At 60.3% G+C, this 8,806-nt stretch carries 8 protein-coding genes; 5 read left to right on the top strand and 3 right to left on the bottom strand.

Features of this window, described 5'->3' with window-relative positions; genetic code table 11:
- Window positions 1-163 precede the first annotated feature (163 nt).
- Window positions 164-910, top strand: coding sequence for a FadR/GntR family transcriptional regulator (locus LVD08_RS08620; RefSeq protein WP_247267918.1), 747 nt, complete (start codon window positions 164-166; stop codon window positions 908-910).
- A 4-nt stretch (window positions 911-914) separates the two neighbouring features.
- On the opposite strand, the gene LVD08_RS08615 is transcribed toward LVD08_RS08620, so the two are convergent.
- The 3 genes from LVD08_RS08615 to LVD08_RS08605 all read right to left on the bottom strand — a co-directional run bounded on the left by LVD08_RS08615 (window position 915) and on the right by LVD08_RS08605 (window position 3,016).
- Entirely contained in the window at window positions 915-1,268 is a 354-nt protein-coding gene (locus tag LVD08_RS08615) for a hypothetical protein (RefSeq protein ID WP_115988217.1), read from the bottom strand.
- Between the two features lie 243 nt (window positions 1,269-1,511).
- The gene (locus tag LVD08_RS08610) at window positions 1,512-1,700 is read right to left on the bottom strand and encodes a hypothetical protein (protein ID WP_027610825.1); all 189 of its coding nucleotides are present in this window, start codon (window positions 1,698-1,700) and stop codon (window positions 1,512-1,514) included.
- Window positions 1,701-1,702: 2 nt separating this feature from the next.
- Window positions 1,703-3,016, bottom strand: a complete 1,314-nt coding sequence (locus LVD08_RS08605; protein WP_247267917.1) for a phospholipase — start codon at window positions 3,014-3,016, stop codon at window positions 1,703-1,705.
- 237 nt (window positions 3,017-3,253) lie between these two features.
- Between LVD08_RS08605 and kdgD the strand changes: the two genes are divergently transcribed.
- From kdgD to garD, 4 genes are all read left to right on the top strand, one after another.
- A complete protein-coding gene (gene kdgD / locus LVD08_RS08600) occupies window positions 3,254-4,165 on the top strand; it encodes a 5-dehydro-4-deoxyglucarate dehydratase (RefSeq protein ID WP_247267916.1) in 912 nt (303 codons plus the stop codon).
- Between the two features lie 60 nt (window positions 4,166-4,225).
- The gene (locus tag LVD08_RS08595) at window positions 4,226-5,671 is read left to right on the top strand and encodes an aldehyde dehydrogenase family protein (RefSeq protein ID WP_096795340.1); all 1,446 of its coding nucleotides are present in this window, start codon (window positions 4,226-4,228) and stop codon (window positions 5,669-5,671) included.
- A gap of 189 nt (window positions 5,672-5,860) precedes the next feature.
- Entirely contained in the window at window positions 5,861-7,225 is a 1,365-nt protein-coding gene (locus LVD08_RS08590; protein ID WP_247267915.1) for an MFS transporter, read from the top strand.
- A gap of 11 nt (window positions 7,226-7,236) precedes the next feature.
- Complete coding sequence (gene garD, locus LVD08_RS08585) at window positions 7,237-8,790, top strand: galactarate dehydratase (RefSeq protein ID WP_027610829.1); 1,554 nt, start codon at window positions 7,237-7,239, stop codon at window positions 8,788-8,790.
- Window positions 8,791-8,806 lie beyond the last annotated feature (16 nt).

The raw sequence follows: 8,806 nt of genomic DNA, 5'->3' as shown, positions 1-8,806 counted from the left end.
TGCTCGCGAAGGCGTCCATTCAGTCGACAAATCGGTTGCCTGACACACCGCCTTCGCGAGCAAGCCCGCTCCCACATGGGGTATTGTGAGGCGGGATGTGATCGTACAACCCGCCTGCGCTATGATGCCCACCAAGCCGAATTTTCGAGACCAGACGTTGACCATGGAAAACCCGATCGACACTCCACGCCTCCCACGCAAGCGCCGCAGCCTGGCTCAGGAGCTGGTGACGGTGCTTACCGGGCAGATCCGCGACGGTCTGCTCAAGCGCGGCGACAAATTGCCCACCGAGTCGGCGATCATGCAGGAGCACGGCGTCAGCCGCACCGTGGTGCGCGAGGCGATCTCCCGTTTGCAGGCCGCTGGCCAGGTGGAAACCCGCCACGGCATCGGCACCTTCGTGCTCGACACGCCGAGCCCCAGCGGTTTTCGCATCGACCCGGCCACGGTGGTCACCCTGCGTGACGTGCTGGCGATTCTCGAATTGCGCATCAGCCTGGAAGTGGAGTCCGCCGGCCTCGCCGCGCAACGCCGCAGTCCCGAACAACTGGCGACCATGCGCGCCGCCCTCGATGCGCTGAACGACAGCGTCGCCCACGCCAGCGATGCGGTGGCCTCGGACTTCGCCTTCCACCTGGAAATCGCCCTGTCCACCGGCAACCGCTACTTCACCGACATCATGACCCACCTGGGTACCAGCATCATCCCGCGTACGCGGCTGAATTCGGCGCGTCTGGCCCATGATGATCAGCAGCACTACATGAATCGTCTGAGCCGTGAGCACGAAGAGATTTATGACGCAATTGCCCGCCAGGATTCCGATGCGGCGCGGGCGGCGATGCGCCTGCATTTGACCAACAGCCGCGAAAGACTGCGCCAGGCTCATGAAGAGGCGCAGGCGCAGGGGTGAAAGGTTACCGTTCCAGTTTAATGCGCAGAGACGGTGATTTCTCTGGTACCTGATTGAAACGTGTGACGATGTAGTGGAGATCGGCAGTCGCTTCTGGAATCAGTTTCTTTTCAAAAACATCTTTGGGGATTAAGAAAATGATTGGCTTTCCTACCTCGGGCGCAGTCAGTACGTGATGGTCGTTCCACGTGTTACCGGAGGTGGTCACTACATGAAAAGTAATTCCGTCACCGACAGATGCATGAAGGTATGGCGGCACTTCTCCGTGGGCAGCTCCCGTCAGTTCGCCAACATAAAGTTTTCCGTCTTCTGCTTCCCTGAGACTTGGCGCAGCGAAAGCTTTAGCTTGTGCGGTCATGATCAAACTCCGTTTCAATATCCATCAAACCGTTTGAAGGCAAGCTGATTACGGCGTTACCTGGCGGAGCCGGTTCGTTAACTCCTTGAACATTGAAGCCGGGAGAGGATTGATCTGGCACCTGTAAGAAATACCAGTTTCGACGAACGGTCTTAGTCACGGGCCCTTCGCGAGCAAGCCCGCTCCCACACTTGAAATGCATTCAACGTGGGAGCGGGCTTGCTCGCGAATGGGCCGCTGACTTCAGCGCGGCAATATCGAGCGATCCACCCTCACCGCCAGTTTCGCTTTACCCGGCTTGGCAGCAAACGCCACCTCGCCTGATTGATCCACAACTCCCCGCGCAATCGGCTTGCCATCCGCCAGCAACTCCAGCGGTGCACCCTGCAGCGACTGCCCCGATGCCAGTTCCAGTTTCAATCTGATCGTCATGCTCATTCTCCTTGATTGACGTTGCCCGTCGGGTGGTAGTCCTTGAGCAGCAGGTAGGTGCTCCAGCCCCACCAGTCATCGATGGTGGCGGTGTCGTTGAGGTTGTTCACGTCTTTGCGCCGCAGCACCTTGCCGCCCTCGACGCGGAACAGCGGCGCGAAGTTATTCGAAAGATTCAGCACCGCCGTCAGATCCGGCAGGCGTTGCAGCGCGGCAAATGTCGAAGGGGCGGGCACGTTGCCGCTGAGGTAGGCAGCAAAGATTTCGTCCGCTGAAGCTTGCACCGCCAGATTGACCTGGGTGCGGTTGTCCGCATCGCTGGCCTCGAAGTAGCGTTTGTCGCCGTAGGCGCGCCATTGATCGCCATGGGCGTTGCGCACTTTGAGGCCGAATTTGCTGTCCTCGTCGTGCATGAAACGGGTCACCAGCGAGCCGAGATCGCTCGGCGTGACCACCGCCGCCATCTCTTTGCGCGGTACCCGCAGATGGCCGGCAGAGAACAGGTCGGTGAGGAAGTGGTCGGCAAACGCGTTCATCGCATAGGCCCGTTTCAGTTGCTGCTCATCGTGACTGGCGCGGGCCGCGACTGCGGTTTGCAGGGCGGCGGTGTGGCCGGCGATGTAGGCCAGTCTGGCCCATTCGCCGAAGTGGTCGGCGTTGTTCGCCGCCAGTTTCAGATAACGTCCGAGCGGGAACAGCGCGGAGACAAAACTGCCGCCACCGGTGATCTTGTTCCACTCCTCGGACAACGTATCTCCGAGCGCATCGTAGGCTTCGTGCGGTGATTTGCCGTCCTTGATCGCCTGTTTAACCGCGTCGATCTCTTTTTGCATGACCGCGAGAATCTGTGTGGCCTCGGCGCGGGAGGCCGGGAGCACGGCGAGAGAATCGAAGGCGGCATTGAAACGGTTCAGGCGATCAGCCGGGGTCGCGCCTTCGTTGATCGGTCGATCGACCACGCCGTAGAAATCTCCAGCCAGCGCCACCACCTGGCCGTAGGTCAGCGCTAGACCGTTGGGCAAGTGCAAGGGCAGGTTTTGCGCGCGAACCGGCTCGACGTTTTCGCTGAAGCGCAGCAGGGTGTTGTCGCCGATGGCCGTGTGTTCAGCGCCTTCAAAGCGCAGTGGCGGTCGAATGTTCAACGCTTTGCCGGGGAGGGCGGTGGCCGGTTCGACATCGCTGTGGGCGTCGGCGATGTGCAGCAGCAGATGCGGATTGTCAGCGTTGAAGGGGATGCCATTTACGGTGAAGAGATCATCGAACCGGGCGATGACCGGTTTGGGTCTTTCCTGTGGTTTTGCATGCAGTCCGGACATTTCTGGCTCCTTGATATGTCGTCGGTGGATTTATTTTTAACTGTATGGATATACAGTTAAATCGAGCCTAGCCCAGATTTTTCCTACGTCAAGAACGAATCTTGTCCGACAAAAAGTGTGAGGCGACGATGAAATGCAGTTGACGGTTATCTTTTAAGTTGTACGATGACCTACAACTTCAGCGCTGGCTGAACCATAAAACTCACAAAAAATGTTGCTACCCAGGGTGTTCGAAAAATGAATCCACAAGAACTGAAGTCCATCCTCTCCGCCGGTCTGCTGTCGTTCCCGGTCACCGATTTCAATGCCCAGGGCGATTTCAACCGCGCTGGCTACATCAAACGTCTGGAATGGCTGGCCCCGTACGGCGCGTCGGCACTGTTCGCCGCCGGCGGCACCGGTGAGTTCTTCTCCTTGGCAGCCAGCGAATACTCGGAAATCATCAAGACCGCGGTCGATACCTGTGCCACCAGCGTGCCGATTCTGGCCGGTGTCGGCGGCTCGACCCGTCAAGCCATCGAGTACGCCCAGGAAGCCGAGCGTCTGGGCGCCAAAGGTCTGTTGCTGCTGCCGCATTACCTGACCGAAGCCAGCCAGGACGGCGTTGCCGCCCACGTTGAAGCGGTGTGCAAATCGGTGAACATCGGCGTGGTGGTCTACAACCGCAACGTCTGCCGCCTGACCGCGGCACTGCTGGAACGTCTGGCCGAGCGCTGCCCGAACCTGATCGGCTACAAGGACGGTCTGGGCGATATCGAGTTGATGGTGTCGATCCGTCGCCGCCTCGGTGATCGCCTCAGCTACCTCGGCGGCCTGCCGACCGCTGAAGTCTATGCCGCTGCCTACAAGGCGCTGGGCGTGCCTGTTTACTCGTCGGCGGTGTTCAACTTCATCCCGAAAACCGCGATGGATTTCTACCACGCGATTGCTCGCGAAGATCACGCCACCGTCGGCAAGATCATCGACGACTTCTTCCTGCCGTACCTCGACATCCGCAACCGCAAAGCCGGTTATGCCGTGAGCATCGTCAAGGCAGGCGCCAAGATCGCCGGCTATGACGCAGGCCCGGTGCGGGCGCCGCTGACCGACCTGACCGGCGAAGAGTACGAAATGCTCGCTGCGCTGATCGACAAGCAAGGCGCGCAATAAACACCGACCCACAAGGCCGCTGAGCAATCAGCGGCTTTTGCGTAGAGAGGAGAATTTTCTGTGGCTGATTCCAAGCGTTACGACAACTACATCAACGGTGAATGGGTCGCCGGTGCCGACTACTCGGCCAACATCAACCCGTCCGAGTTGAGCGACACCATCGGCGATTACGCCAAGGCTGACCTGACTCAGGTTCACGCCGCCATCGATGCGGCCCGCGCCGCGTTCCCGGCGTGGTCGACTTCGGGCATCCAGGCCCGTCACGATGCGCTGGATAAAGTCGGCACGGAAATCCTCGCCCGTCGCGAAGAACTAGGCACCCTGCTGGCCCGGGAAGAGGGCAAGACCCTGCCCGAAGCCATCGGCGAAGTGACCCGCGCCGGCAATATTTTCAAGTTTTTCGCCGGTGAATGCCTGCGTCTGTCCGGCGATTACGTGCCGTCGGTGCGCCCGGGCGTCAACGTTGAAGTGACCCGCGAAGCCCTCGGCGTGGTCGGTCTGATCACCCCGTGGAACTTCCCGATTGCGATCCCGGCATGGAAGATTGCTCCGGCGCTGGCCTACGGCAACTGCGTGGTGCTGAAACCTGCGGATCTGGTGCCGGGTTGTGCCTGGGCGCTGGCGGAAATCATCTCCCGTGCAGGCTTCCCGGCCGGCGTGTTCAACCTGGTGATGGGCAGCGGTCGAGTGGTCGGCGAAGCGCTGGTCAACAGCCCGAAAGTCGATGGCATCAGCTTCACCGGTTCGGTCGGCGTCGGTCGGCAGATCGCTGTTAATTGCGTGTCGCGCCAGGCCAAGGTGCAGCTGGAAATGGGCGGCAAGAACCCGCAGATCATTCTCGACGACGCCGACCTCAAACAAGCGGTCGAGCTCTCGGTGCAGAGCGCGTTCTATTCCACCGGCCAGCGTTGCACGGCGTCGAGCCGCTTGATCGTCACCGCCGGGATTCATGACAAGTTCGTCGAGGCCATGGCCGAGCGCATGCAGTCGATCAAGGTCGGCCACGCGCTGAAATCCGGCACCGACATCGGTCCGGTGGTTTCCCAGGCGCAGCTGGAACAGGACATGAAGTACATCGACATCGGCCAGTCCGAAGGTGCACGTCTGGTCAGCGGCGGTGGTCTGGTGACCTGCGACACCGAAGGCTACTTCCTCGCGCCAACGCTGTTTGCCGACAGCGAAGCGTCGATGCGCATCAGCCGTGAAGAGATCTTCGGCCCGGTGGCCAACGTCGTTCGCGTGGCCGATTACGAGGCGGCGCTGGCGATGGCCAACGACACCGAGTTCGGTCTGTCTGCCGGCATCGCCACCACGTCGCTGAAGTACGCCAACCACTTCAAGCGCCATTCGCAGGCCGGGATGGTGATGGTCAACCTGCCGACCGCTGGTGTCGATTACCACGTTCCGTTCGGTGGCCGTAAGGGTTCATCCTATGGCTCACGTGAGCAAGGGCGCTATGCACAAGAGTTCTACACAGTCGTGAAGACCGCCTACATCGGTTCCTGAAGGAGCACGCGGTGTCGACCCCGACACCGCCCCCCTGTAGGAGCTGCCGAAGGCTGCGATCTTTTGATCTTGATTCTCTGGCGTCACTGACGACGCCGAAGATCAAAAGATCGCAGCCTGCGGCAGCTCCTACAGGGAATACATACAGATTCACCCGCGCATAAAAATAATCAGTGGGAGTACATCTACATGCAATCGTCCAAGCCGACTCACGTCCGCTATTTGATCCTGCTCATGCTGTTTCTGGTGACCACGATCAACTACGCCGACCGCGCGACCATCGCCATCGCCGGTTCCAGCCTGCAAAAAGACCTCGGCATCGACGCGGTCACCCTCGGCTACATCTTCTCCGCTTTCGGTTGGGCCTATGTTGCCGGGCAGATTCCCGGTGGCTGGCTGCTCGATCGCTTCGGCTCGAAAAAAGTCTATGCCCTGAGCATTTTCACCTGGTCGCTGTTCACCGTGCTGCAAGGCTTTGTCGGTGAATTCGGCATGTCCACGGCGATCGTTGCGCTGTTCATGCTGCGCTTTCTGGTGGGCCTGGCCGAGGCGCCATCGTTCCCCGGTAACGCGCGGATTGTCGCGGCCTGGTTCCCGACTGCAGAACGCGGTACCGCCTCGGCGATCTTCAACTCGGCGCAATATTTCGCCACCGTGCTGTTTGCACCGCTGATGGGCTGGATCGTGTATCGCTTCGGCTGGGAGCACGTGTTCATCGTCATGGGCATCCTCGGTATCATCTTCTCGCTGGTCTGGCTCAAGGTTATCCACAGCCCGCGTCAACATCCGCTGGCCAACGAAGCCGAAGTGCAGTTCATCGCCGACAACGGCGGCATGGTCGACATGGACGTCAAGCAAGGCAAAAAATCCGACGGTCCGAAGTGGGATTACATCCGTCAGTTGCTGACCAACCGCATGATGCTCGGTGTATATCTGGGTCAGTACTGCATCAACGGCATCACCTATTTCTTCCTGACCTGGTTCCCGGTGTACCTGGTGCAGGAGCGCGGCATGACTATTCTCAAAGCCGGTTTCATTGCCTCGTTGCCGGCGATCTGCGGTTTCATCGGTGGTGTGCTTGGCGGGGTGATTTCCGATTACTTGCTGCGCAAAGGGCATTCGCTGACCTTCGCCCGCAAGGCACCGATCATCGCCGGATTGCTGGTGTCGAGCAGCATCGTCGCTTGCAACTATGTCGATGTTGAATGGATGGTGGTCGGCTTCATGGCCTTGGCATTCTTCGGCAAAGGCGTGGGCGCGTTGGGCTGGGCGGTGGTGTCCGACACTTCGCCAAAACAGATCGCCGGTCTGAGCGGTGGCCTGTTCAACACCTTTGGCAACATCGCCTCGATTACCACGCCGATTGTGATTGGCTACATCATCAGCTCCACCGGTTCGTTCAAGTGGGCGCTAGTGTTCGTCGGTGCCAACGCACTGGTCGCGGTGTTCAGCTACCTGGTGATCGTCGGCCCGATCAAACGTGTGGTGCTCAAAGAGCCGCCAACCAACGGTGGTGCTGAAATCACCGGCAAATTGTCTCAAGCGCATTCCTGAGGAGCGGCGTCATGCAGTTGATTGAACATTCCGACTCGCCGCGCTACATCCGCCTGCACGAGCGGGACAACGTAGTGATTGTGGTCAACGACCAGGGCGTACCGGCCGGCACCGAGTTTCCGGACGGTCTGGTAACCGTGGATTTTGTGCCGCAGAGCCACAAGGTGACTCTTGAGGACATTCCCGAGGGCGGCCAGGTGATTCGCTACGGCCAGACCATCGGCTACGCGTTGCAGCCGATCCCGCGTGGCAGCTGGGTCAAGGAAGATCAACTGCGCATGCCGACCGCGCCGCCGCTGGACAGCCTGCCGCTGTCCACCGAAGTGCCGGCCGCGCAGGCCCCGCTGGAAGGCTTCACGTTCGAGGGTTATCGCAACGCCGACGGCACCGTCGGTACGCGCAATATTCTCGGGATCACCACCACAGTGCAGTGCGTGACTGGCGTGCTCGATCACGCGGTGAAACGCATCAAGGACGAGTTGCTGCCGAAGTATCCGCACGTCGATGACGTGGTGGCGCTGACCCACAGTTACGGCTGCGGCGTGGCGATCACCGCCACTGACGCCTACATCCCGATCCGCACCGTGCGCAATCTGGCGCGCAACCCGAACCTCGGTGGCGAAGCGCTGGTGATCAGTCTGGGCTGCGAGAAATTGCAGGCCGGGCAGGTGATGCACGAGGACGATGCCTCGGTCGATCTCAGCGAGCCATGGCTGTATCGCCTGCAGGATTCCAGTCACGGTTTCACCGAGATGATCGAGCAGATCATGGCGCTGGCCGAAGTCCGTTTGAAGAAGCTCGACCAGCGCCGCCGCGAAACCGTGCCGGCCTCCGAGCTGATCCTCGGCATGCAGTGCGGCGGCAGCGATGCGTTCTCCGGCATCACCGCCAACCCGGCGCTGGGTTATGCCTCGGACTTGCTGCTGCGCGCAGGGGCGACGGTGATGTTTTCCGAAGTCACCGAAGTGCGCGATGCGATTTATCTGCTGACTTCCCGTGCCGAAACCAAAACCGTGGCGCAGGAACTGGTGCGTGAGATGGACTGGTACGACCGCTATCTGGCCAAGGGCGAAGCGGATCGCAGTGCCAACACTACGCCGGGCAACAAGAAGGGTGGGTTGTCGAACATTGTCGAGAAGTCGCTGGGTTCGATCGTCAAATCCGGTAGCAGCGCGATCAATGGCGTGCTCGGCCCGGGCGAGCGTTTCAAGCAGAAGGGTTTGATTTTCTGCGCCACGCCGGCGAGTGATTTTGTCTGCGGCACCTTGCAGTTGGCCGCGGGGATGAACCTGCATGTGTTCACCACCGGGCGGGGTACGCCGTATGGTTTGGCGATGGCGCCGGTGGTCAAGGTTTCGACCCGCACCGAGCTGGCGCAGCGCTGGCCGGACCTGATCGACATCGATGCCGGACGTATCGCCACCGGGCGCGCGACCATCGAGGAATTGGGCTGGGAGTTGTTCCACTACTACCTGGATGTGGCGAGCGGCAAGCAGCAGACGTGGGCGGAGAAGCACAAGCTGCATAACGACATCACCCTGTTCAATCCGGCGCCGATTACCTGATGGTTTGTGAGGCAAA

Source organism: Pseudomonas sp. YL2 (assembly GCF_023063025.1).
Taxonomy (GTDB): Bacteria; Pseudomonadota; Gammaproteobacteria; order Pseudomonadales; family Pseudomonadaceae; genus Aquipseudomonas; species Aquipseudomonas putida_A.
Note: the sequence above shows the minus strand (reverse complement) of the source record. Positions and strands in the feature narration are given on the sequence as shown.